Genomic DNA, 24043 nt, shown 5'->3' on the forward strand with positions numbered 1-24043 from the left:
ACTATCCTCCGATCTGGTTCATGCTTCTTTGCTCGGCGGGGTACTGCGTTCGGGTAAAACAATGGGCGGCAGGTTTTGCCCAAACTGCCTGTTCGATGGCCGTACTCAACGCGTTTTCCGCCGCGCCGCCGCGCAGGAGCGGCTTCAGGTCCGTACCTTGCGGATAGCAAAGGCAGGGCTTCAATATGCCCGTACTGGTCAGGCGCACGCGGTTGCAGTCTGCGCAAAACGAATGGCTGACCGCTTGGATGAGTCCGATGTAGCCCTGAAGAGCGGGCGCGGAATAATAGCGTGCAGGTCCGTTGCCGCGCCGCTCCCCAAAAGGCGCAAGCGTCGGCCAGACTGTGCGCAGGCGGTCAAGAACGGAAGAAGACGCGGCGGAAAGCGCTTTCCTGCCGCCAATCGGCATATGTTCGATAAAACGCACGTCTACAGGGAGCTGCTCCGCCAGCCGCGCGAGTGAGATGAGTTGATCTGCTGTTTCCGGCAGAAGCACAGCGTTTATGCGGGTAGGGAGCCGCCCCGCGCATTGGCGTACGGCGGCGAGCACGTCGTCTGCTGTGTGCATGCGGCGGGTGATGCGTTGATACTGCGCGTTATCGAGGGTGTCCAAGCTGATGTTGACGCTGTCGAGACCGGCTTGGCACAGCTCGTCCAGCAAAGGCGGGAGCAGGAGGCCGTTGGTGGTCAGCGTTACCTGACGCACGCCGGAAACTGCCTTCAGCGCGCGGATAAAATCCGTACAGCCCCGGCGGACAAGCGGTTCGCCGCCTGTGACCTTGAACCGGTCAATGCCCAGCGCCGCCGCCGCACGTGCGACGCGCAGCAGCTCCTCATACCGAAGCAGAGCGCTGTGCGCGGAAAGCGGGATGCCTCCGGCTGGCATACAGTAGCGGCAGCGCAGGTTGCACCGGTCGGTAATGGATAAGCGCAGGTAGTTAATCTCGCGGCCGAGCGCGTCACGCATGGCTGTTGTCCGCAAAGCGGAAATCTCCGCTCTTGCCGCCCTGCTTTTTCAGCAGATGGATGTCCGAGATCACCATGCGCTTGTCGATCGCCTTACACATATCGTAAATGGTGAGCAGCGCGGTGGAAGCGCCGGTCAGGGCTTCCATTTCCACACCGGTCGGGCCGGCGCAACGCACGGTGCAGACAGCCTGGATGCTCCGTTCTTCTTCCAAAAACGTAAATGCGATTTCGCATTTGGTAAGGTTCAGCCGGTGGCACAGCGGAATAAGGTCGGCGGTGTGTTTAGCAGCCATGATGCCCGCCACCTGTGCCACGCCAAGCACATTGCCTTTTTGGGATGTGCCGCTTTGAACAGCTGAAAAGCATTCCGCGCTCATGCGGATGCGTCCAGAGGCGGAAGCCGTGCGCACAGAGGGCTGCTTCGCGCTTACATCCACCATCACGGCATTGCCGTTTGCATCAATATGGGTAAAAGCCATAACGTCCTCCTGTTCCCGACGATGAAGCCGATGCGTCATATGCCCTTGCCGAAGCCGCAGTTCGGGAAATGGCAGTCCGCGCAGTTCAGGCACAGCCCACCATGCCCCAGACCGGCGAGCCAGTCTGCAGTGACAGGCATGTCTGCCAGCAGACGAGGCAGGACCAGATCGAAGATGGTACGCTTTGCGTACATCACGCACCCCGGCAGGCCGCAGACCGGATGCCCGTCCGGCAGATAGGAAACAAGGAACATCGCGCCCGGCAGCACGGGTGCGCCGTAGCTGATCACTTTCGCGCCCGCATTCCGTATGGCAAGCGGAGTGCGGTCGTCCGGATCGACGCTCATGCCGCCGGTACAGAGAATCAGCTCCACGCCGCTGGCCGCCATCTGACAGATTGCGTCCGTGATCTGTCCCGCGTTGTCGCTGCAAACCGTATGTGCGGTCATTTTACAGCCGTATTCGGCCATTTTCCGCACGAGTACCGGCGTGAATGCATCCTGAATCAGGCCATGATATACCTCGTTTCCAGTTGTGACCACGCCGAAAGAACGGGGACGGAATGGAAGCAGTCGGAGGAGCGGTTCGTCTCCGGTTGTTCGTGCAGCCCGCTCCATTTTTTCTTTTTCGATCACAAGAGGGATCACACGCATGCCGCACAGCTTGTCGCCCGCCTTAACGGGAAAGCCCGAGGCGCGCGTGGCGATTATCATTTCGCCCAGCGCATTGACCGCGCGCAGGCGCTCGATATCGACCAGCAGCAGGCCGTCGGCTTCAGCGATCAGCTCGATTTTCCCCTCTTTAGGAGGGGTGGCGCGCATATGCGCGTTTTGACAGATTGCACGCAGGATATCCGCTGCATCGTTTTCGTGCAGCATGGTTTCGTTATTTTCCCAAATATAGATATGCTCCTTGCCGACGCTGAGGAGGATAGGGATATCCTCCTCGCGGATGATATGACCCTTGCGGAACACCGCGTCCTTTGTGATGCCAGGGATAATCTGGGTGATATCATGGCAGAGCACCTGCCCGACCGCGTCCTGCGTGCGTATCAATTTCATAGGGAAAGCCTCCTGCGGTAAGCTGCGGACTGCTCACAAAAGCGTCCAGCGGCATTTGTATAACACGATTATACCATACTGCAATCTATTTCGGCAACAAATAAGGAATAGAAAAGCGCAGGGCGTTTTTGTCGCACCTTTCGTTATATTAATTAATATATAACGAAAGGTATGCAAAACGGGTGGGCCGTTGCGTTTGAACAGGGGACATGCTATAATGATGGCATATTGGCGGATGGAGGAAAACCTAATGGCGGAGCGGATTCGGGTGAAAGCAAGCCTGCGCCTTGTGCGGGAGGGAAAGCTTTTCGGGCCGGGCGCGGCGCAGTTGCTCGAGGGCGTCGCGGAACTGGGATCCCTGCGGCGCAGCGCCGCACGCATGGAGATGAGCTACAACAAGGCATGGAGCGTGGTACATGCTTGCGAGGAGCAGCTTGGCTTTGCGCTGTTGGAGCGCCGCATCGGCGGAGCGGGGGGCGGCGGCGCGTCGCTGACTGAAAAAGGACGCGCGCTTCTGGCGCGGTACCGTGCGTTCGACAGACAGGCACATGAGATGCTCGACCAGATGGCGCAGGAATATTTTACGGATCTGTTGGGGCAGGAGTGAACTGGAATGTTAAAGCGTGAAGTGCGGCCGTGGGTGCTGGTGCGGGGAGCAGGAGATCTGGCAACCGGAGTGATCGTTCGCCTGTACCGCTGCGGCTTCAGGGTGATCACGACTGAATGTGCGGATCCTTCCGCGATTCGGCGCAAGGCGGCGCTGTGCGAGGCTGTTTGGCGGGGGACATCCAAGGTGGAGGGCGTGCGCTGCCGCTGCGTTTCTGGTGTGGCGCAGGCGGCAGCGGTATCCCGCACGGGCGAAGTGCCGCTGCTGGTGGATGAACGCGCGGCTTGCATCGGGGTGCTGCGGCCTGCCGCAGTGGTGGATGCCATTTTGGCCAAACACAATTTGGGTACCGACCGGAGCTTGGCTCAAATCACGATTGGCATTGGCCCAGGCTTTACTGCGGGCGAGGATGTGGACGCAGTGGTGGAAACCATGCGGGGACACCATCTGGGGCGTGTGATTCGGCAGGGTGCGGCAATACCAGATACGGGTGTGCCGGGGGCGATTGCGGGTTATACGGTGGAACGGGTCATTCACGCGCCGGCGGCAGGGCGGATGCGCTTTGTTAAGGATGAAACTGGTGCGGCAGTGGATATCGGCGCGATTGTCCGCGCGGGGCAGACCATCGCCCGTATTGGAGAAACGCCGGTTTCCGCGACGATAAACGGCGTTCTGCGCGGCCTGATTCGGGAGGGCTATCCGGTATCGGCGGGGCTGAAGATCGCGGATATCGACCCACGGCCGGAACAGGCGGCCTATTGCGATACCATATCGGATAAGGCGCGTGCAATCGGCGGCGGTGTGGTGGAAGCGCTTCTCGAGCTATCCGGAGAAAAGGGGATCGAGTTACTGTAAGCAACGACAAAAACGGGCTGGTATCAGCCCGTTTTTTAGGTCAAGGGAAGCAGCCAGTCGATGAAGTGGGCAGGGGTGTCGTGTAGACTTCCCATGCGGCAGTCCAGGCCGTCAGAGGAAAGCGCCTGCAAAATTTCCTTCGCCTGCGGCCGAACACCGGTAAGATCCGACTGATTTAGGAAGACGCGCAGCTTGTCAGGGGGAAGTCCGACCGCGGCGACGGTTTCCCGAATGCAGGATATCATGGTCTGCGGACCGATCCGCTGGCTGGGAGCCTGCGCCCAGACGGGGTGGAGCTGGTAACGGTGTACCGCTGCCCCGACCGGTCGCCCAAGCGCGGACAGGCCGGCAACAATCAGGCAAAGGCTGGTTTGCGGCGGGAGTACCGGTTCATCCGGACGGTGCAGCTTGAGCGGTAAGCCGTGCGCGCCGTCCGCTTCGCAAAGCGTAATATCGGAAGCGCGGATGGATTGCTGCAGCAAGGCAGCGGGAAGCGCCCCCATTTTCCCGTCTGTAGAACGCGTACCCGCACAGGTAACTCCGGTCCGGCGAAGCTGTTCCTGCAGCTGGATGGGGGGGGATCGAGCTGCAGGCTGCGGCACAGCGGCGGACGGACTGGAAACATATGGGTCGTGGTGGTCAGCAGGACAGCACGGTGGGAGAGGGCGCGTGCCAGATGAAGCAGGGCGGTCGTTTTCCCGCCGGCCCCTACGGCGGCAATTACGAAAGGTGACATGGGTGTCACTCCTTTCAGGTTTCGCTGCGCCAAAGCAGAATATAACCAGTGGTTCCCGCAAGGTAAATTGCCTCGGTATCCGTATCCAGCAGCGCGCGGCAGTCAGTTTCGGCGGAAAACTGGACGCAGGTGCCGCAGGACGAACTGAGCGTGCGCGGGACTGGCAGCATCCGGACGGGAATATCCGCGTTTTGCAGGGCTTGGAAGCTTAAAAGAGCGCTCAGGTGGGTGTAGAACGTCGCAATATATCGATTCATGGCAGTTTAGTCAGCAGAAGAGAGAATTCATCATCCGCAACCTCGCGAATCTCTACCGCATAACCGCTGTGACCGGCAAAGCGGGAAATATTTTCGACCGCGCAGCGGTCGTCCACCAGCACCTCAAGTTGGTCGGGCGCGCTCCGGCTGACTTCCTTCTGCACCATGACCACCGGCATGGGGCAGGAATATCCTCTTGCATCAACCATTGTTTTTTTCCTCCTTGTGCAGATTCACGACGGATATGATAAACAGCAGGATCAGGCCGATCAGTATCCCGATCTGTCCGGGCGTTCCCACACCTCCAGCGACAAAGGTGCCGCCCGTCATGGCGTCCGCGTTGCCGGCCATGCCGAAATTGTGGGAGAGCGCCGCGCCGGTCAGCATGCCGAATACGGTAACCGCGCTGTCCCCGTTGCCTTCTCCGGCCAAAATGAGCTGGCGGAGCGGGCATCCGCCCAGAAGAACGGCGCCCCAGCCGACCGCTGCCATCCCGAGCAGGTTCCACAGATAATCATGATGGGCAATCGGCTGCACGGCAAGCGTGGGATGGAATCCGCCCAGCAGCAGGTTGCCGATCAGCACGGTGGCGAAGATCGCCGCAAAGCCGCTCACTAAATGGAAGTCGCGGAACAGGAATATGTCGCGGATGCCGCCTGCCATACACAGCCGGCTTTTCTGCGCCAGCCCGCCGACGATCAGCCCGCCGGCGAGGGAAACCAGCCAGTAGGCATGGCTCGCGCCCGGCCCTTCCTCGGAGAAGCGCAGCACAGAAGGTACGGCAAGCAGAAGGACAAGAAGGGCGGCCATAAAACAGGGCAGGACGAAGCCGTTAGACCGCTTTACTTTATAGGCGCGGCCCAGGGAAAATCCTTTTTTCAGGCACAACACACCGATGCCGATGCCGAGCGTGAAGCCGGCAAAGCCGGAAACGGCGGTAAGGTCGCCCCCGGCCAGCCGAAGCACCATGCGGAGCGGGCAGCCGAGGAAAGCGAGCGCTCCGACCATGACAATCATACCCAGTACAAAGCGCAGCGCGGGCGCGGAACCGGCGCGCGCCTCGAATTCACGGCCGGCCGTGGCGGACAGGAGCGCGCCCAGTACGAGCCCGATTATTTCCGGGCGTATGTATTGGACCTTTGCGGCGCTGTGCATACCAAGCCCGCCCGCGATATCACGCAGGAAGCAGGCGATGCAGAAGCCCATATTGGCGGGATTGCCTGCTGCGGTAAGCCCCAGCGCAGCGAGGCCGGTGATAAAACCGGCCAGAAGGATGAGACGGTGGTGTTTGCTCATAGGGAATCTCCTTTAATAAAATGAGGTCGAAATTTTACTTTTGCTGCAGGCTGTGCTACACTGGTCAAAACAGAGCCCTGTACAGAGAGGGCAATGGAGGGATGCCGATGAGAACCATATATCTGGATCATGCCGCGACGTCGTTCCCCAAACCGCCGGCGGTAGGGAAACGGATGCAGGAATATGTGGAAACCGTGGGCGCGACGGTCAACCGGTCGTCCTATGGCGCCGCGCAGGAGGCGGGTATGGTCGCGCTGCGCCTGCGGCAAAGGCTGGGTGCGCTGTTCTCTTTTCCCGACCCTGCGCATGTGGTGCTGACGCCCGGCAATACTTGGGGGCTGAATATGCTGCTGCACGGCGCGCTGCGCCCGGGCGATCACTGTCTGGTTTCCGCGATGGAGCACAACGCGGTCATGCGTCCGCTACAGCAGATGTCGCAGCACGGCGTGCGGTTTGAGCGCGTGCCGTGCGACGCGGAGGGATGCCTTGACTTGCGGGCGCTGGAGCGGATGCTGCGGCCGGATACGAGGCTGGTGCTGCTTTGCCACGCCTCCAACGTTTCCGGCACGGTGCAGGACGCCGAAAGGGCGGGACAGGTCTGCGCTGTGCATGGTGTTCCGTTTGCGCTGGATGCCGCGCAGACGGCCGGACACCTGCCGATTGATTTCGGCAGGCTGGGGCTTGCGGCGCTATCCGTTCCCGGGCATAAGGGCCTGATGGGGCCGCAGGGCATCGGGGCGCTGATTCTGCGGCCGGATTTCGCGGCGGCTCTGGAGCCATTTGTTTCCGGTGGGACGGGAAGCGCGTCAGACAGCGAGGAACAGCCAAGTTATATGCCCGACCGGTTTGAGTCGGGAACACCGAATGTGCCAGGGATTTACGGCTGGGAAGCGGCGCTGGAATACCTGCAGGGCGTTACGGTGGAGACGGTCGCCGCACATGACAGGGTGCTGGCCGAACAGTTCCTGGACGGCTTGCAGGGAGTGCCGGGCGTCGTGCTGTACGGCCCCCGAACCGCCGCGGGGCGGGTGGGGGTATTCAGCCTGGATTTCCCTGGAAAAGATAATGCGGAAGCGGCGTACCGGCTGGAGTGCGAATATGGAATTTTGACACGCTGCGGTTTGCACTGTGCGCCGTCCGCTCATAAAACGCTTGGCACGTTCCCAAGAGGAAGCGTGCGGCTGTCTTTCGGTTGGTTCACGACCGAAGAAGAGGTCGGGCGTGCGCTGGAAGCCATTGCCGCGGTCAGCGCAGGATGATTCTTGCGCCTCCGGTATAGTCGGCCGCTTTGCCGATACGCTGCGCGCTGGGTACGGATGGCCGCAACTCGTCCCAAAGCGCGTCCGCGTCCGCCGGATCGACGGCGATCAGCAGCCCGCCGGAGGTCTGCGGGTCATACAGCAGGTCCTGTACAGCCAGCTCGGTCTGTCCCGCATCGACAAAGGGCTGGGCAAAGGTGCGGTTGCGATACATCCCTTCCGGCAGGATGCCGGTGCGCGCCAGCGCGAGGGCTTCGGGCAGCAGGTCGAACCCTTTTGCGTCAAGCGTCAGCGCAACCCCGCTTGCCTGCGCCATTTCAACCGCATGGCCGAGAAGGCCGAAGCCGGTTACATCCGTGCAGGCATGGACGCGATACCGCACCATGATATCGCGCGCGGCTTTGTTCAGGGTTGCCATCAGGCGATAGGCCTGCGCGAGCGCGGCAGGGGGACAAAGCTCCGCTTTGGCGGCGGTAGTGAGGACGCCGGTTCCGAGGGGCTTGGTCAGAAACATAATATCCCCGGCCTTGCCCCTGCGTTTGTCAGCAGCCGCTCGGGATGGACAAAGCCAGTGACGGACAGGCCGTATTTTGGCTCCTCATCCAAAATACTGTGTCCGCCGGTGATGAGCGCGCCGGCTTCATATACCTTGCCATAGCCGCCCCTGAGAAGCGCATGGACCGCGCTCTGGGGCATCTTCTCCGGTATACAGAGCAGGTTAAGCGCGAGCTTTGGTTCGCCGCCCATGGCGTAAATGTCAGACAGGGCGTTGGCGGCCGCAATCTGGCCAAACAGAAACGGATCGTCCGCAATGGGTGGAAAAAAGTCCACGGTCTGCACCAGCGCAAGCTCGTCCGACAGCCGGTAAACCGAGGCGTCATCGCTTTTGTCAAAGCCCACCAGCAGATCAGGATCGCGGTGGACCTCTATGCCGTCGAGCAACTGTGCCAAAATACCGGCGCCGACCTTGGCGCCGCAGCCTGCGCAACGAGTAAGTTTGGTCCATTTAATATTTTCTTCCATAGCGGCAGCTCCTTGCTTTGCAGAAAAAAAGCGATTGAAAGCGTGCTTCAATCGCGGTGCCTGCGTGCGTTATCCTAATCAAAAGATAACATGGATGGGGAAAAAGGTCAAGAAAAAGAAATGTCTGGACCGTTCCCGAAACGGGTTTTCTGCCGCCTTTCAAGGCATCGACGTTTTACGGTATATGCCTTTTCAGAAAAGCGGTTTCATGGTATACTGGAAACAAATGATGGAATGATGAGGAATGTTTTATGGTTTCATATGCGCTTACCTGCTGTTCGACAGCAGATCTGCCCGCCGAATTCTTTCGGATGAGGCAGGTACCCTTCGCCAGCTTTCATTTTCAGTTGGAGGGGGAAGATTACCTGGACGATCTCGGCAAAACCATACCCTATGAGGAGTATTTTGCAAAAATAGCCGCGGGGGCGCAGCCCACCACGGCGCAGGTAAATGTGGAGGAATACAAGCGGCTGTTCGAACCGCTGCTGCAGGAGGGGAAAGAAATCCTGCATCTGTCATTTTCTAGCGGACTGTCAGGCTCCTGCGCGTCCGCCTGTATTGCGGCCGAAGAAATGCGGGAGAAATATCCGGAACGGAAGATTTATGTGGTGGATACGCTGGCGGCATCCTCCGGCTATGGGCTGCTGGTGGATGCGGCCTGCGATAAGCGCGACGCGGGTATGTCGCTTGATGAATTGCACACATGGGTGGAACAGAACAAGCTCCGGCTCCACCACTGGTTTTTTGCGACCGACCTGACCAGCTTTAAGCGCGGTGGCCGAATTTCACCCGCTGCAGCAACCTTTGGCACGCTGCTGGGGATTTGTCCGCTGCTCAACGTGGATTTTGAGGGCCGTCTGGTTCCCCAGAAGAAAATACGGGGCAAAAAAGCGGTCGTTTCCGAAATTGTTAAAATGATGGAGCAGCATGCGGAAAATGGACTGGATTACAGCGGAAAATGCTTTATTTCGCAGTCCGCATGCATGGAAGATGCGCGCGCGGTAGCGGATATGGTAGAGGCGCGATTCCCGCATCTGAACGGCAGGGTCTCCATAAACAGTATCGGCACAGTAATCGGTGCGCATACCGGCCCAGGGACGGTTGCGCTGTTTTTCTGGGGAGATGAGCGGGACGACTGAAATGGAAAAAGCAGGGAGGATGGTAGCACCATCTCCCTGCTTTTTTAATCTCTGCGGCCGGACGGCGTTCTGGTAGGGGCAAGCACATAAACATGCGTCGCGCCCATTTCGCGCAGCAGCTTGACCGCCGCGGCAGCCGTCGAACCGGTTGTGATAATATCGTCTACAAGGACAACGGATTTACCGGAAAGGTCGATGCCGGCGCGTATCCACAGAGCGCGTTTCGCGTTCTTCTCCCGCGCCGCCGCGTCCTTTCGGCCAGACTGCTTGGGGGTAAACGGCCGCTTCCACAGCGTGGCGGCACAGGAAAGCGAAAACGGGGCGGCGATCCGCTGCGCGAGCAGCTCCGCCTGGTTATAGCCGCGCTGGTACCAGTGGAGCACACCGATGGGGATAAATGTGACAAGATCAGGCATCCAGGTGTCCAGTCGCTCCGCTAAGACCGGCAGGGTCTGCGCGGCGAACCAGTCTGCATAGTGCTGGCGGTGCTTGAATTTGAAACGCTTGACCGCGTCCGCGACCGCACCGGTGTAAAGAAGCGGTGCGGCGGCATCATCGGCTCCGTCGATCTGGAACCGCTCGGTGCATCGGTACTGCTCCCGCACGGCCTTTGCGCAGGCAGGACAAAGCATGGCGGCTTTCCCAGCGTCAGCATCCAAGGTTTTGCAGCAAAGTACACAGGTTTTTGTAAAAATAAGACCCATAACACCCCTCCGATCAAAGGATAAAGGACTGACTCCGAAGAGACAGCCCTTTTTATCTTATCCAAGCAGCTTTTTCAGGCGCTCTGCCGCCTCAACCGTTCGCTGCTGGTCGCCGAACGCGGTCAGGCGGAAGAAACCGTCGCCGTTCTTGCCAAAGCCGGCGCCGGGCGTGCCGACCACATGGGCGTGTTCCAGCAGGTAGTCAAAGAACGTCCAGCTATCCATGCTATTCGGGCATTTCAGCCAGAGATATGGGCTGTTTTTACCGCCCGTGTACCAGATGCCGAGCGAATCGAGCGTTTCGCTGAGCACTTTGGCATTCTGCTTATAATAGCCGAGCGTTTCCCGAATCTGCTGCATGCCCGCTTCGGTAAAGCAGGCCGCCGCACCTTTCTGTACGATATAGGGTACGCCGTTGAATTTTGTGGTCTGGCGGCGCAGCCACATTTTGTTGAGTTTTCCATCAGCCAAAGCCTTAGGGACGATCGTCCAGCCACAGCGCGTTCCGGTGAAGCCGGCCATTTTGGAGAACGAACAGAACTCGACCGCACAGGTTTTGGCACCCTCGATCTCATAAATGGAGCGGGGGAGACCGGTGTCTTCGATAAAGCATTCGTAAGCCGCATCATATAGGATAACAGCATGCTGCGCGTTGGCGTACTCCACCCATGCCTGAAGTCCGGCACGGTCATATGCGGCGCCGGTCGGGTTGTTCGGGGAGCAGATATAGATGATATCACACGCTGTGCCGGCATCCGGCAGCGGGAGGAAGCCGTTTCCCGCGTTGGCGTCCGCAAAAATCACCTTGCGGCCGGCCATGACATTGGTATCGACATAGACGGGATAGACCGGATCGGGAACCAGGACGGTATTATCTGCGCTGAACAGGTCGAGGATATTGCCGAGATCACTTTTTGCGCCGTCCGAAATAAAGATTTCATCGGTATCAAGCGAAACGCCATGCGTCCGGTAATAGCCGGCCAGCGCTTCGTGCAGAAAGCTGTAGCCCTGCTCGTCGCCATAGCCGTGGAAGGTTTCCTGCCGGGCCTGATCCTCGACCGCCGCGTGCAGCGCGTCGATCACAGCAGGAACCAGGGGACGGGTTACATCTCCGATGGACAGCTTGATCACATCCGCTTCCGGATGGGCGGCCTGAAATTCGCGCTGCTTTTTGGCTACGGTGGAAAACAGATAGCTCTGCGCGATATTGTCAAAATTTTGATTAATCTGCATGTTTTTTGCTCCTTTCCAGCGATGCTGCAACAAACGCCTTGAACAGCGGATGCGCGCGGTTGGGGCGGGACTTGAATTCGGGGTGGAACTGTACGCCGATATAGAACGGATGGTTTGGGATCTCGACTGTTTCAACCAGCTCGCCGGTGGGCGAGGTGCCTGTAATCAGCATACCCTGTTTTTCGATCTGCTCACGGAAATTATTATTGAATTCATAACGGTGGCGGTGGCGCTCGGAAATCATTTCCGTGCCATAGGCCGCAGACATGATGGTGTCCGGACGAATTTTACATGGATAAGCGCCCAGACGCATCGTACCGCCTTTTTTGGAAACGCCCTGCTGACTTTCCATCAGGTCGATGACCGGATGCGTGGAATCCGGATCAAACTCGCTCGAATTAGCGTCTTCAAAGCCCAGCACGTTGCGCGCATAGCTCATGACCGCAATCTGCATGCCCAGACAGATGCCGAAATAGGGGATGCCCTGTGTGCGCGCATAATTGGCGGCGCAGATCATGCCCTCAATGCCGCGCGGGCCGAAGCCGCCGGGGAGGATGACGCCGTCGACCTCGCCGAGCAGCTTGTCCACGGTCGAGTCGTTGATCTCCTCCGAATCCACCCATTCAATATCGACAAAGCATTCATTTTCATAGCCACCGTGCTGCAGGGCTTCCGCAACGGACAGGTATGCGTCGTGCAGCTTAACGTATTTGCCGACCAGCGCGATCCGGACATGCGCCTTGCGCGCTGCGATGCGCTCGAGCATGGCGACCCACTCGCTCATGTCGCCCTTGGGCGCGCCGATGGCCAGCTCGCGGCAGACGATATCGGACAGGTGGCTTTCCTCCAGCATCATGGGCGCCTGATACAGTACGGGAAGCGTACGGTTTTCAATTACGCAGTCCTCCGGCACGGTGCAGAACATGGAGATCTTCCTTTTGATGTCGTCATCCATAGGCTGATCGACGCGCGCTACGATAATATCCGGGGAAATGCCGAGGCCGCGCAGCTCCTTGACCGAATGCTGGGTGGGCTTGCTTTTCGGCTCGTTCGAGCCGGAGATGTAGGGGACGAGCGTTACATGGATAAACAGGCAGTTGCGGCGGCCGACCTCGGTCGCGACTTGGCGGATCGCCTCAAGGAACGGCTGGGATTCGATATCGCCGGTTGTACCTCCGATCTCGGTAATGACAACGTCGGCCGAGGTCTTCTTGCCGACCGAATAAATGAAAGACTTGATCTCATTGGTAATATGGGGGATGACCTGCACGGTTTCGCCCAGGTATTCCCCGGCGCGCTCCTTGTTGAGCACGTTCCAGTAGACCTTGCCGGTGGTCAGGTTGGAGAATTTGTTCAAGTCCTCGTCGATAAAGCGTTCATAGTGGCCGAGGTCGAGATCGGTTTCCGCACCATCGTCCGTTACATAGACCTCGCCATGCTGGAACGGGCTCATCGTACCCGGGTCGACGTTGATGTAGGGGTCGAGCTTCTGCGCGGCCACCTTGAGGCCGCGGCTTTTCAGCAGGCGTCCCAGCGACGCGGCCGTGATGCCCTTGCCCAGACCAGAAACAACGCCGCCGGTTACGAAGATGTACTTTGTCATATCTCGATTTCCCCCTCAAAAATTGTGGTTGCCGCGCCCGTCATGAACACGGTTTCGTCGGTATATTGAATGTTCAGATCACCGCCGCGCAGGCGGACGGTGATATCGCTGCCTTTTTCCGCGCGCCCTGTAAGGCAGGCCGCGACGCCCACGGCGCACGCGCCGGTGCCGCAGGCCCAAGTTTCGCCCGAGCCGCGCTCCCACACGCGCATTTTCAGGCTGCCATCGGATTGGATATTGACAAATTCCGTGTTGATGCGCGCAGGGAAGAGCGGGTGATGCTCGAATTTGGGTCCGATCCGCGCGAGGTCGAGACTATCGATATCCTCGGACAGGAAGATTACGCAGTGCGGATTGCCCATGGAGACACAGGTGACGTGATAAACCCTTTCATCCACCACAAGCGGCGCGCCGACGACGGAATCGCCTTCGAAATCGGCCGGTATATCGCGCGGCAGGAGAATGGCGGCGCCCATATCCACGCGGACAGACTGAACCCTGCCGTCCCGAACGTCGAGTTTGAGCCTTTTGACACCGGAAAGCGTATCGACCGTGACCGCTGTCCGTCCGTTTACCATGCCGTTGTCATACAGGTATTTGCCGACGCAGCGGATGCCGTTTCCGCACATCCGGCCCTCCGAACCGTCCGCGTTGAAAATCCGCATCTGCGCGTCTGCCCGGTCGGATGGAGATATCAGGATGATACCATCGCCACCGATGCCGAAATGCGGCTCGCTCAGCCGGATGGAAAGCGCCTCCGGATCGGGTACAGCCTGGTCGAAGCAGTTGAAATAAATATAATGATTGCCGCAGCCGTGCATTTTGGTAAAAGACAGCTTCACGCGGTTTCCCCTCCTTGAAGATCATTTTTCGAGGCGTGCATACGCGTTTCACGCACCGCAACCCATATGTAATTTAGTATAGCATAATTCCTTTCCGATTTCTCTACCCAATTGAAAAAAACCGGAAAAATTTTGTCGTATCCCGAAGGCTGGTTTTGGGTGGTATCATACAAAAAATGAAGAAATCGGACAATGCGACGGAAAGGGAAGAAGCGGGCGCTTTGCGGATTCTGAAAAATACGGACCGCCCGCGCGTAAGATACCTGTACAGATTAAACAAAGAGGAAAAAGACGAGGAGGAGGCCTTGACAAGCCGGAAGCATGCGGATTATAATTCTTTTGTAAACAGCAGAACGCGCTGTGGGAAACCATCCCCGCAGCGCTTGTTTTATATGGTTATATGGGCAGCAAATAACAGGCTGATTATTTATTGTTATCACGAAAAATCTATATCAGAGTAGTAAGGAGCGATATGTGTATGAACACGGCAAGGAACGTCCCCGAGCTTTTTGGCAGCATGGTCTTTAACGAGACCGTGATGAAGGAGCGTCTTCCGAAGGATGTTTACCGCAAGCTCAAAAAGACCATGCGGGAAGGGACTGCGATCGATGCGGACGTTGCCGCCGTTGTGGCGACAGCGATGAAAGACTGGGCGCTCTCCAAGGGCGCAACGCACTATACCCACTGGTTCCAGCCGCTCAACGGCATTTCGGCCGAAAAGCATGATTCCTTTATCTCTCCGACGGACGACGGCGGCGTGATGATGGAGTTTTCCGGCAAGGAACTGATCAAGGGCGAGCCGGACGCGTCTTCGTTCCCCTCTGGCGGCCTGCGCGCGACCTTCGAGGCGCGTGGCTACACGGCCTGGGATCCGACGAGCTACGCCTTTGTCAAGGATGGCTCGCTGTATATCCCGACTGCGTTCTGTTCGTATACGGGTGAGATACTCGATAAAAAGACGCCGCTGCTGCGCTCGATGGAAGCGATCAGCGCACAGGCCTGCCGCGTGCTGAAGCTGTTCGGCAAGGAGGTCCGCCACGTCACAACGACGGTCGGGCCGGAGCAGGAATACTTTTTGATCGATAAACGGGACTACGCCAAGCGCAAGGACCTGATTTTCACCGGCCGCACGCTGTTCGGGGCAAAGCCGCCGAAGGGACAGGAGATGGAGGACCACTACTTCGGCTCCATCCGCCCGCGTGTGGCGGCGTTCATGCAGGAACTGGACGAAGAACTGTGGAAGCTCGGCATCTTTTCCAAGACCAAGCATAACGAGGTCGCGCCCTGCCAGCACGAGATGGCGCCGGTGTTTACCACAGCCAATATTGCGACCGACCATAACCAACTCACCATGGAGGTCATGAAGCGGGTCGCGCAGAAGCATAATTTTATCTGCCTGCTGCATGAAAAACCGTTCGAGGGCGTCAACGGCTCGGGCAAGCACAACAACTGGTCGCTTTCCACGGATACGGGCGAAAACCTGCTCGAGCCCGGCAGGACGCCGAGCGAAAACGCGCAGTTCCTGCTGTTCCTGACTGCGGTTATCAAGGCTGTGGACGAATATCAGGACCTGCTGCGCATCTCGGTTGCGTCCGCGGGCAACGACCACCGCTTGGGCGCGAACGAAGCGCCTCCCGCCATCGTTTCCATGTTCATTGGCGACGAACTGCAGGCAATCCTGGATGCGATTGAGTCGGATGCGGACTATACGGATATGACCAAGACCAAGATGGATCTCGGCGTATCCGCGCTGCCGGACATTCCGAAGGATACAACCGACCGCAACCGCACCTCCCCGTTCGCCTTTACCGGAAACAAGTTTGAATTCCGCATGCTGGGCTCGGCGATCAACATTGCCTGCCCCAATATCATGATTAATACTGCGGTCGCGGAGGAGCTGCGCCTGTTTGCGGATGAGCTTGAAAGCGCCGCCGACTTTGAGAGCGCGCTACATGAGCTGATTAAGCGCGAGATCAAGGCTCACAAGCGAATTATTTTCAACGGCAACGGCTATGACGACGCTTGGATTACAGAAGCGGAAAAGCGCGGCCTGCTCAACCTGAAGTCGACTGCCGAGGCGCTGCCGCACTACACGGATGAGAAAAACATCCGCCTGTTTGCAACGCATGGCGTTTATACCCGCATCGAGATGGAATCCCGCGAAGAGGCGCTGCTGGAGGAATATTATAAGACGCTGCATATCGAAGCGCTGACAATGGCCGATATGGCGCGGGAAGAGATACTCCCCGCCTGCACAACGTTCCAGAATGAGTTGGCGCAAACGGCAAGGAACAAAAAAGAGGTCGGCGTATCCAATACGATGGAGGTTGACCTGCTGCGCAAGGTCTGTGGGTTGACAGAGGAGTTGTACAGAAAATGCGGCGAATTGAGCGACGCCATTGCACAGGCGCCGCAGGCCGATGCCAAGCGCCTGTCGAATTACTATCATGATATGGTCATCCCGATCATGAACGCAGTGCGTCAGCCTGCGGACGATCTGGAGTTGCTGGTTGGCAAGAAATACTGGCCGTTCCCGACGTATTCCGATATCCTGTTTTACGTCTAAAGTTACAACAAAACAGTACGCATTGCCGGCCGGCGGTGCGTACTGTTTTACTTTGGAGAGCGGCGCGCTTGTGTTTTTTTCATGATTGTATTATAATGATACATATTTTGCATGCGGGAGAATGGTATTGCGATGAAACGGATAGCTGCGCTGCTTGCGGCGCTTTTGTGCCTGTCAGGGTGCTCCGGCAGCGGAAACGTCTGCAGCACAGATTTTTTTGCCATGGACACGTTTATGTCCATAGCGGTATGCGGGGAAGGCGCGGAGGATTCCGAAGCGGCGCAGGAACTGGCAACGGAGTTGGAACAGCGTGTAAACGTACTGGAACCGGCGCTTTCCCGCACAAGAGAGGACAGCGACCTTTACCGTTTGAACCACGCGGAGGGGGCGGTCTGCACGGTGGCTGAGGATACCTATGCGGCAATCGCTGATGCGGTGGAGTACGCGAAGCTGACCGGCGGCGCGTTTGACCCAACGATGGCTGCGCTGACCGATCTGTGGGGTATCAATACGGAGGACGCCAGGGTACCGTCCCAGAATGAGATCGAGCAGGCGCTGTCCGGCGTAGGCTATGAGAATATCGAGCTTCTAGGAGACGGACGGGTGCGCCTGCTGAACGGTGCGCAGCTTGACCTTGGCGGCATTGGCAAAGGGTTTGCAACGGACGAGGTTCAGGCGGCTTGGGAACAACGGGACCGTTCGGGGACATGGAGCGTGCTGGCCCGTCTCGGCGGCAATGTTGGGGCGTTCGGCGAGAATCCCGACCGCGACGGAGGGAACTGGGTTGTCGGTATTGCAGATCCGGATAACAGCGCGGATTATTTGGCAACGGTCGCGGTAAAAGACCTGTCGGTTGTCACCTCGGGCGACTATGAGCGCTATTTTGAGCAGGATGGGAAACGGTACCACCATATTTTTGACCCCGCTACTGGTTATCCGGCGGAAAGCGGCCTGCGCAGCGTGACCGTGATCGACGAAAGCTCTACCCGTGCGGATGCGCTGACGACCGCGCTGTTTGTCATGGGGCTTGAGGAGGGAATGATGTTTTGCGCCGAAAATCAGATCGCCGCTGTTTTCATCACAGCGGACCGGCAGGTTTACACGACGCAGCAGGTCGGCGAGCTCTGTACCTTTTCGTTTTTAGGTGAGGAAAAAGGGTATACCTATGCGCAGTAGAATGAAGTGGGGAGACGCCGTGATTATCGGCGCGGTGCTGCTGGTGGCGGCCGCGCTGGCCGCTGTGCTGGCAATGCAGGCGGTGGGCGACCGGCTTTATGCGGAGGTCTGGAAAGACGGCAGTCTGGTGGAGCGGGTCGCACTGGAGGAACAGACCGACCGGACGATCGAGCTTGATGGACATAATACAGTGGTATTGCTTGGCAAAACGGCAAAAATGCAGTATGCGGATTGCCGCGACCAGGTCTGCGTCAGGACCGGAACATTAACGCGTGCCGGCCAGGTGGCGGTCTGTCTCCCGAACCGCGTTGTGCTGAAAATCACAGGCGGGCAGAGCGATATTGACGCGATCGTAAGTTAGAGGGGAGTGTGCGGAAGGATGAAAGCGAAAAAGGTATCGTTCTGCGGCCTGCTGACCGCGCTCGCGATCGTACTGTCGCTGGCCGAGCGGCTGTTTCCACTGGATGCGGTCGTGCCGGTACCCGGCGTCAAGCTCGGCCTTGCAAACGTGGTGACCCTGTTTGCGCTGACAAGACTTTCGGTGCGGGACGCGTTTTTTATTTTGGTATGCCGCGTGACGATTTCCTCGGTACTGATGGGGAGCGTGACCGCGTTTCTGTTTTCCCTGCTTGGGGGGCTGCTTTCCTTGGTTGCCATGTACCTGCTGCTGCGGCTGGAAGGGCGGTTCTGCTCTCTGCTGGGTGTCAGTGTGGCCGGGGCGGCGGCACATAATATCGGGCAGGTGCTTGCGGCAATATTCTGGATGCAGACAGCGGCAGTTGCGGCGTATCTGCCTTTCCTGCTGGTGATGAGCGTCCCGCTTGGGCTTGTGACCGGCCTGACTTGTTCCGTTGTGCTTGCGCATATGAAAAAAATCGAGTTTCATGTATAAATTTTTTTGCATCCTCCTATACTATGAGCAAATATAAAGGAGGAAATGCAATGAAAAAGCTTGTTGCGTTACTGGCCATGATGACAATGCTGATTGGCTGCGGCTGCTCCAATACGTCCGACGACCAAAATAAAGACGATGCGGATAATACGGTTACGGACAGCCAGAATGATCAAAACGACACGATGGATAACAGCATTGGAAATGATGCGGATAGAGTCGGAGACGACATAGTCGATGGCGTGGACGACGCGGGCAACGCCATCAAAGACGGCGCCGAGGATGTCGGCGATGCACTGACCGGAAACGATAACAATAACAACAACGGCGCGGCTGTGGATAATGGGACCGGCGTAACGACCTCCCCCAATCCGTAATCGCAAATAAATAAAGCTGCAGACTCAATGTCTGCAGCTTTATTTATTTCTCCTTTAAATCTGTGAGGTGAAAACCTGATAGCCCTGCCTGCTCAAGTCGTCAAGCAGACGCTTGGCGTGCTCAACGCCGCCGACCTCGCAGACGACTTGGATGATCGCTTCGCCGATATCCAGATCAGCCTGCACTCGGTCATGCTGGAACAGAATGATGTTGGCGTTCTGCTCGGCCACCAGATGTGCAAAACGTTCGAGCGCGCCGGGTACGTCTGGCATCAGCACCGAGAATTTCAACTGGCGGCAGCGAGTGACAAGCCCCTTTTCCACGATCTTATGGATGAAAGACACATCAATATTGCCGCCGGAAAGCACGCAGACGACCTTTTTGCCCTTGACATCCACCTTGTTGTTGAGTACGGCCGCCAGGGGCGCCGCGCCGGAGGTTTCCACGACCTGCTTGCAGCGTTCAAGCAGCAGGAGTACGGTGGAAGCAATCTCCTCATCGGAGACCGTGACAACACGGTCGACATATTGCTGAATATACCGGAACGTGTTTTCACCGGGACACTTGACCGCGATACCGTCCGCGATGGTCCGGACCGTATCCGATGGCTGGAGCGTACCCGCGCGGAAAGAATTGGCGATGGCCGGCGCGCCCTCTGCTTGTACACCGACAATCTGGATGCGCGGATTGATCTGCTTGGCGCAGGCCGCGATACCGGAGATCAGCCCGCCGCCGCCCGCAGGGACAAAAATGATATCGACGAACGGAAGATCGCGCAGAATCTCGAGTGCGATCGTACCCTGACCGGCCATAACATCCTCGTCGTCAAACGGATGGATGAACTCGGCTCCGGTTTCCTCGCAGATCTCACAGGCCTTGGCATAGGCTTCGTCATAGATATTGCCGGCAAGCACAACTTCAGCGCCGTAGCCCTGCGTCGCGGACACCTTTGCAATCGGTGTGGAACGGGGCATGACGATGGTAGACTTTACGCCGACCGAACTGGCTGCGAACGCGACGCCCTGCGCGTGATTGCCTGCGGACGAGGCGACGACCGCATGGAGGTCGCCCTCGGCGTAGCGCTTCATAATCTTGTTGTATGCGCCGCGCACCTTGAATGAACCGGTTTTCTGCTGGTTCTCGTACTTCAGATAGACTTCCGCGCCGCTCATGGCAGAAAAGGTGCCGGAAGTGGACAGCGGGATGTTATGGATCACATTCTTCAGGCGGTCGGCCGCCGCTTCGAAATCTTTCAGCTCTAACATAATATCTTTCTCCGATTTAGCGTGATGAACTTATCATAGCACTTTTGCTTCGGGATTGCAAGCGGAAATCCGAGGATGCGCGTCTGTTTTGCCCGATAAAATGGGGAAGAACGAGGGGGGATGATCTTTTTATTGCCAGAAAGGTCCGGCTTTGCTATACTTAAAGAAGATCGTATAGTGGAGGATAATGTCATGGATGAGCAGAGCAAGGGGTTCCGCGGCGTCGTTTTCGGTGGGTTTAAGCGGGAAGACGTGCTGCGATACATAGAGGAAACAGATACCAGGTACTTTTCGGAAACCGAGGAGCTTCGCCGGCAGCTGGCGGAGGCGCAGGCCGCGATGGGGGAGTTGCGCGGGCAAAATGAAAAGCTGACGGAGAAAAACGCGGAGCTGCTGGAACGGCTAGGGCAGATGACGCTGGATACCGATAAAATCAGAGCGAAGCTCGATGAGATCGAAAAGGGCTTTACCCTGCAGACGACCGAAATCGAAGCACAGAACGCGCGGGCGGAATCGCTTGCGGCGGAAAATGACCGCCTGACTGCGGAAAATACCAAGCTGGCGCAGAAATGCGGGGAGTACGATGCCTCCAAGGAGAAAATCGCAGAGATGGAGCTTTCGGCTTACCGGCGGGCGAAGCAGATCGAGGAGGATGCCAAAAGCGAGCTGCAAAAGCTGCGCCGCCAGTCGCTTGAGATGATCGAGCAGGTCAAACGCCAGCTCGATACGGCGAAAGAGAACTATCGGACGGTTTTGGCGCGCAGTCAGCAGGAATCGGCGGAAATGGCGCGCAAAGCGGGGGAAGTGCTGGGAGAGATCGACCGCATTACGGCCGCGCTTGGAAAGAGCGAAGCGGACAAAAGCAAATCCGGCCTGCGCGATGTACTGAGTAATCTGCGGATCAAGACGGAGGAATGAGCAATGGCGCACTATGACCTGAAAACAGAGGAGCTAAAGCAGATGGCTTCCAAGCTCCGTGCCGGCGATACGGTCTCCCTAACCGGAACAGTGTATACCGCCCGTGATGCGGCGCACAAAAAAATCGTCGCGGCTATGGATGCGGGAGAAGCGCTCCCGTTTGCGTTAGAGGGAGCGGCAATCTACTACGCGGGGCCAACGCCGGCCAAGCCGGGGCAGGTGATCGGTTCGGTCGGACCGACAACATCGGGCCGTATGGATCCCTTTGCGCCGCGACTTCTGGATGCGGGCCTTTCCTGCATGATCGGCAAGGGCATACGCTGCCAAGCAGTGCAGGATGCGATGGCGCGCAACGGAGCGGTGTATATGGTCGCGATCGGCGGCGCGGGCGCGGCCAAGGCGGCGTCTATCAAAAGGGTGGAAGTGATCGCCTATGAGGAACTGGGCTGCGAATCGGTCAAGCGGCTGACGGTGGAAAACTTCAGCGCGATTGTTTCACAGGACTGCGTCGGCGGTAACCTCTATACGGAAGGCGTTGCAAAATATAAAAAATAGCGCGTGGCGCGGAGCGCTGCGGATTCATAAAATTCCCCCGGCGGGCATACGCTGTGCTGAGAAGCATGGAAGCGGTCCGAGGGGGGATTTTTTTGAAGCTGGGCTTTCGTCACACAGCATTTCAGGCGGTGTGTACGGTTATCGTGCTTTGCTTTGCGCTGGTGTTGCTGCAGCGCGGCGACACAAACGCGGTGTTTGGGGAGCAGAACGGCGTCAGGCTGCCGATCCTGATGTACCATAGCATTTTAAAAGACAGCGCCCGTCAGGGGAAATATGTCGTTTCGCCATCCGTGCTGGCAGAGGACCTGGATGCGTTACAAAAACGGGGCTACGAGACAGTTACGGTTTCCGACCTGCTCGCCTATGTACATAAAGGTGAGCCACTGCCGGAAAAGCCTGTGATGATCACGTTTGACGACGGGTATTATAACAATTATGTTTACGCATATCCGCTGCTGCAGCAGCGGAACATGCGGGCGGTCGTTTCGATCATAGGCTGCCAGACCGACCAGTATACGGAAAGCGGCGTGGAAAACGCCTACTGGTCGCATTTGACGATCGACAGGCTGCGCGAAATGCAGGATGTTTTTGAGGTGCAGAACCATTCCTGGAACCTGCACGAATACGGGGAGCGCCGCGGCTGCCTGCGCAGGCGGGGGGAGGACCAGACCACCTATGAAAGCCTGCTGCGGGAGGATACCGGTCAGACACAGGAACTGTTATCCGAGAATGGGCTGCCGGAGCCGCAGTGCTATACCTATCCGTTTGGCGCATGCTCGGATGAAAGCGAGCAGGTGCTGCGCGAAATGGGGTTTCTATGTACGCTCGGATGTGAGGAACGGATGAATTTGGTTACAGGCGATCCATCATGCCTGTATGAAATGGGGCGGTATAATCGTGCGTCAGGGGAAAGCACAGAAAGCTATCTCAAAAGGGCGTTGGGAGAGTGAAGGGATGGGAGCGATGCGTTTTTCCGAGCTGCATTGCAGGGAAGTGATCAACCTGTGCGATGGAGCGCGTTTGGGGGAAGTATGCGATCTAGTGTTCGATCCGGTCTGCGGACAGATCACGGCGATCGTTGTCCCAGGGCAAGGCGGCATCATGAGCCTGTTTTCGCGCGACGACTGTGTGATCCCCTGGAACTGCATCGAAACGCTGGGAGAGGATTATATCCTGGTCCGCTGGAAAAAATAAGCGGGAGCGCATGGAAAGATGCGTGGGGATAAGCGTATAGACCGTATTGCTTTTGGAAAAAATAAGCGAAAATCAGTAAATAATGTTTGACATTGGATGCGTACAGCGCTATACTATTAGAGCATGAATTCGCACATCCTGTGATGAAAGCGGCCGGTGACGGGCCGAACGGCCTGTTGCCGCTGTCAGATGATCAGGGATGGAGGAAACAACCAAGGAGGAAAATGAAAATGGCAGTAATCTCTATGAAGCAGCTTTTGGAGGCCGGTGTACACTTCGGCCACCAGACCCGCCGCTGGAACCCGAAGATGGCGACCTACATCTTCACCGAGCGCAATGGTATCTATATCATTGACCTGCAGAAAACTGTAAAGAAACTTGAGGAAGCATACTTCTTCGTGCGCGATATGGCCGCTGCGGGCGAGTCTATCCTGTTTGTCGGCACCAAGAAGCAGGCGCAGGACGCGATCAAGGAAGAGGCGGAGCGTTGCGGCCAGTTCTATGTCAATGCGCGCTGGCTGGGCGGCATGCTGACCAACTTCAAGACCATGCGTACCCGTATCGCGCGTCTGAACCAGTTGCAGAAGATGCAGGCGGACGGCACGTTCGACCTGTTGCCGAAGAAGGAAGTCATCAAGCTCCAGCTCGAAATCGCCAAGCTCGAAAAGTACTTGGGCGGCGTTAAGGAAATGAAGAAGCTGCCGGGCGCGCTGTTCGTGGTCGACTCCCGCAAGGAGAAGAACGCGATTGCCGAGGCTCGCAAGCTGGGTATCCCGATCGTTGCGATCGTTGACACAAACTGCGATCCGGACGAGATCGACTATGTCATCCCAGGCAACGACGACGCCATCCGCGCGATCAAGCTGATCTCCCAGACCATGGCGAACGCCGTTTTGGAAGGCAAGCAGGGCGAGCAGCTTGAGGTTGAAGCAAAGGCGGAAGAGACTGAAGCGGCTTCCGCGCAGGCATAAGCATAACTGCATAGAAATTAGTGAGTTGTTCGTAGGGCGCGACGACCCGGCGCGCCGAGGTCGTC

The 24043-nt window shown here is 57.7% G+C and carries 26 protein-coding genes and 1 pseudogene; 14 read left to right on the plus strand and 13 right to left on the minus strand.

Annotation, left to right across the window (positions count from 1 at the left end; all coding sequences use genetic code 11):
* Nucleotide 1 precedes the first annotated feature (1 nt).
* Genes moaA through RX717_RS07445 form a run of 3 tightly spaced genes read right to left on the minus strand, consistent with a single transcriptional unit; the run spans nt 2 to nt 2509 of the window.
* The gene (gene moaA / locus RX717_RS07435) at nt 2-982 is read right to left on the minus strand and encodes a GTP 3',8-cyclase MoaA (RefSeq protein ID WP_316960643.1); all 981 of its coding nucleotides are present in this window, start codon (nt 980-982) and stop codon (nt 2-4) included.
* On the minus strand, nt 960-1448 hold the full coding sequence (gene moaC, locus RX717_RS07440) for a cyclic pyranopterin monophosphate synthase MoaC (protein WP_107630551.1): 489 nt from the start codon (nt 1446-1448) through the stop codon (nt 960-962). The genes moaA and moaC overlap by 23 nt, the downstream gene beginning before the upstream one ends.
* Nucleotides 1449-1483: 35 nt before the next feature.
* Nucleotides 1484-2509, minus strand: coding sequence for a molybdopterin-binding protein (locus RX717_RS07445; RefSeq protein ID WP_054326020.1), 1026 nt, complete (start codon nt 2507-2509; stop codon nt 1484-1486).
* 217 nt (nt 2510-2726) lie between these two features.
* On the opposite strand from RX717_RS07445, the gene RX717_RS07450 reads away from it, so the two are divergent.
* The gene (locus RX717_RS07450) at nt 2727-3116 is read left to right on the plus strand and encodes a winged helix-turn-helix domain-containing protein (RefSeq protein ID WP_242977796.1); all 390 of its coding nucleotides are present in this window, start codon (nt 2727-2729) and stop codon (nt 3114-3116) included.
* Nucleotides 3117-3122: 6 nt separating this feature from the next.
* On the plus strand, nt 3123-3971 hold the full coding sequence (yqeB, locus tag RX717_RS07455) for a selenium-dependent molybdenum cofactor biosynthesis protein YqeB (protein WP_242977795.1): 849 nt from the start codon (nt 3123-3125) through the stop codon (nt 3969-3971).
* Nucleotides 3972-4006: 35 nt separating this feature from the next.
* Here the strand turns inward: yqeB and yqeC are convergent, their stop codons facing one another.
* The 4 genes from yqeC to yedE all read right to left on the minus strand — a co-directional run bounded on the left by yqeC (nt 4007) and on the right by yedE (nt 6260).
* Nucleotides 4007-4573 carry a selenium cofactor biosynthesis protein YqeC gene (gene yqeC / locus RX717_RS07460; protein WP_316960644.1) on the minus strand — a complete coding sequence of 189 codons (567 nt, stop codon included), beginning with the start codon at nt 4571-4573 and terminating at the stop codon, nt 4007-4009.
* A 148-nt stretch (nt 4574-4721) separates the two neighbouring features.
* Entirely contained in the window at nt 4722-4964 is a 243-nt protein-coding gene (locus RX717_RS07465) for a DUF3343 domain-containing protein (protein WP_054326016.1), read from the minus strand.
* The gene (locus tag RX717_RS07470; RefSeq protein WP_054326015.1) at nt 4961-5173 is read right to left on the minus strand and encodes a sulfurtransferase TusA family protein; all 213 of its coding nucleotides are present in this window, start codon (nt 5171-5173) and stop codon (nt 4961-4963) included. The genes RX717_RS07465 and RX717_RS07470 overlap by 4 nt, the downstream gene beginning before the upstream one ends.
* Nucleotides 5166-6260, minus strand: coding sequence for a YedE family putative selenium transporter (gene yedE / locus RX717_RS07475; protein ID WP_107630549.1), 1095 nt, complete (start codon nt 6258-6260; stop codon nt 5166-5168). Before yedE ends, RX717_RS07470 begins: the two co-directional genes overlap by 8 nt.
* A 107-nt stretch (nt 6261-6367) precedes the next feature.
* Here yedE and RX717_RS07480 point away from each other — a divergent pair, with 107 nt between their 5' ends.
* Entirely contained in the window at nt 6368-7519 is a 1152-nt protein-coding gene (locus RX717_RS07480; RefSeq protein WP_107630548.1) for an aminotransferase class V-fold PLP-dependent enzyme, read from the plus strand.
* Here the strand turns inward: RX717_RS07480 and selD are convergent.
* Nucleotides 7506-8542 (minus strand): annotated as a pseudogene (selD, locus tag RX717_RS07485) (selenide, water dikinase SelD). The gene RX717_RS07480 and the pseudogene selD overlap by 14 nt on opposite strands.
* 251 nt (nt 8543-8793) lie before the next feature.
* On the opposite strand from selD, the gene RX717_RS07490 reads away from it, so the two are divergent.
* Nucleotides 8794-9681 (plus strand): DegV family protein, encoded by an 888-nt coding sequence (locus RX717_RS07490; protein WP_107630547.1) that lies wholly within the window; start codon nt 8794-8796, stop codon nt 9679-9681.
* Between the two features lie 44 nt (nt 9682-9725).
* On the opposite strand, the gene RX717_RS16000 is transcribed toward RX717_RS07490, so the two are convergent.
* The 4 genes from RX717_RS16000 to dapF form a co-directional block, all read right to left on the minus strand.
* Nucleotides 9726-10097, minus strand: coding sequence for a ComF family protein (locus RX717_RS16000; protein WP_390126339.1), 372 nt, complete (start codon nt 10095-10097; stop codon nt 9726-9728).
* 345 nt (nt 10098-10442) lie between these two features.
* Nucleotides 10443-11618, minus strand: coding sequence for an LL-diaminopimelate aminotransferase (locus RX717_RS07500; protein ID WP_054326010.1), 1176 nt, complete (start codon nt 11616-11618; stop codon nt 10443-10445).
* On the minus strand, nt 11608-13221 hold the full coding sequence (locus RX717_RS07505) for a CTP synthase (protein WP_147573703.1): 1614 nt from the start codon (nt 13219-13221) through the stop codon (nt 11608-11610). The genes RX717_RS07500 and RX717_RS07505 overlap by 11 nt, the downstream gene beginning before the upstream one ends.
* On the minus strand, nt 13218-14063 hold the full coding sequence (gene dapF / locus RX717_RS07510) for a diaminopimelate epimerase (RefSeq protein ID WP_316960645.1): 846 nt from the start codon (nt 14061-14063) through the stop codon (nt 13218-13220). Before dapF ends, RX717_RS07505 begins: the two co-directional genes overlap by 4 nt.
* Nucleotides 14064-14541: 478 nt before the next feature.
* On the opposite strand from dapF, the gene RX717_RS07515 reads away from it, so the two are divergent.
* The 5 genes from RX717_RS07515 to RX717_RS07535 all read left to right on the plus strand — a co-directional run bounded on the left by RX717_RS07515 (nt 14542) and on the right by RX717_RS07535 (nt 19074).
* The gene (locus RX717_RS07515; RefSeq protein ID WP_054326008.1) at nt 14542-16629 is read left to right on the plus strand and encodes a glutamine synthetase III family protein; all 2088 of its coding nucleotides are present in this window, start codon (nt 14542-14544) and stop codon (nt 16627-16629) included.
* 132 nt (nt 16630-16761) lie between these two features.
* A complete protein-coding gene (locus tag RX717_RS07520; RefSeq protein ID WP_159068023.1) occupies nt 16762-17805 on the plus strand; it encodes an FAD:protein FMN transferase in 1044 nt (347 codons plus the stop codon).
* A gap of 1 nt (nt 17806) precedes the next feature.
* The gene (locus RX717_RS07525) at nt 17807-18166 is read left to right on the plus strand and encodes a NusG domain II-containing protein (RefSeq protein ID WP_316960646.1); all 360 of its coding nucleotides are present in this window, start codon (nt 17807-17809) and stop codon (nt 18164-18166) included.
* A gap of 18 nt (nt 18167-18184) precedes the next feature.
* The gene (locus tag RX717_RS07530; RefSeq protein WP_107630542.1) at nt 18185-18697 is read left to right on the plus strand and encodes a Gx transporter family protein; all 513 of its coding nucleotides are present in this window, start codon (nt 18185-18187) and stop codon (nt 18695-18697) included.
* Between the two features lie 50 nt (nt 18698-18747).
* Nucleotides 18748-19074 (plus strand): hypothetical protein, encoded by a 327-nt coding sequence (locus tag RX717_RS07535; RefSeq protein ID WP_107630541.1) that lies wholly within the window; start codon nt 18748-18750, stop codon nt 19072-19074.
* Nucleotides 19075-19128: 54 nt separating this feature from the next.
* Here the strand turns inward: RX717_RS07535 and ilvA are convergent, their stop codons facing one another.
* Complete coding sequence (gene ilvA / locus RX717_RS07540; protein WP_054326005.1) at nt 19129-20340, minus strand: threonine ammonia-lyase; 1212 nt, start codon at nt 20338-20340, stop codon at nt 19129-19131.
* 192 nt (nt 20341-20532) lie between these two features.
* On the opposite strand from ilvA, the gene RX717_RS07545 reads away from it, so the two are divergent.
* From RX717_RS07545 to rpsB, 5 genes are all read left to right on the plus strand, one after another.
* Entirely contained in the window at nt 20533-21258 is a 726-nt protein-coding gene (locus tag RX717_RS07545; protein ID WP_054326004.1) for a hypothetical protein, read from the plus strand.
* 3 nt (nt 21259-21261) lie between these two features.
* A complete protein-coding gene (locus RX717_RS07550; protein ID WP_107630540.1) occupies nt 21262-21813 on the plus strand; it encodes a FumA C-terminus/TtdB family hydratase beta subunit in 552 nt (183 codons plus the stop codon).
* Nucleotides 21814-21905: 92 nt separating this feature from the next.
* Nucleotides 21906-22763, plus strand: coding sequence for a polysaccharide deacetylase family protein (locus tag RX717_RS07555; RefSeq protein WP_054326003.1), 858 nt, complete (start codon nt 21906-21908; stop codon nt 22761-22763).
* Between the two features lie 4 nt (nt 22764-22767).
* Entirely contained in the window at nt 22768-23007 is a 240-nt protein-coding gene (locus RX717_RS07560; protein ID WP_242977794.1) for a YlmC/YmxH family sporulation protein, read from the plus strand.
* 230 nt (nt 23008-23237) lie between these two features.
* Complete coding sequence (gene rpsB / locus RX717_RS07565; RefSeq protein ID WP_054326002.1) at nt 23238-23978, plus strand: 30S ribosomal protein S2; 741 nt, start codon at nt 23238-23240, stop codon at nt 23976-23978.
* The last annotated feature ends 65 nt before the right edge of the window (nt 23979-24043 follow it).

This window comes from Intestinibacillus sp. NTUH-41-i26 (assembly GCF_032769475.1).
Lineage (GTDB): Bacteria > Bacillota > Clostridia > Oscillospirales > Butyricicoccaceae > Agathobaculum > Agathobaculum ammoniilyticum.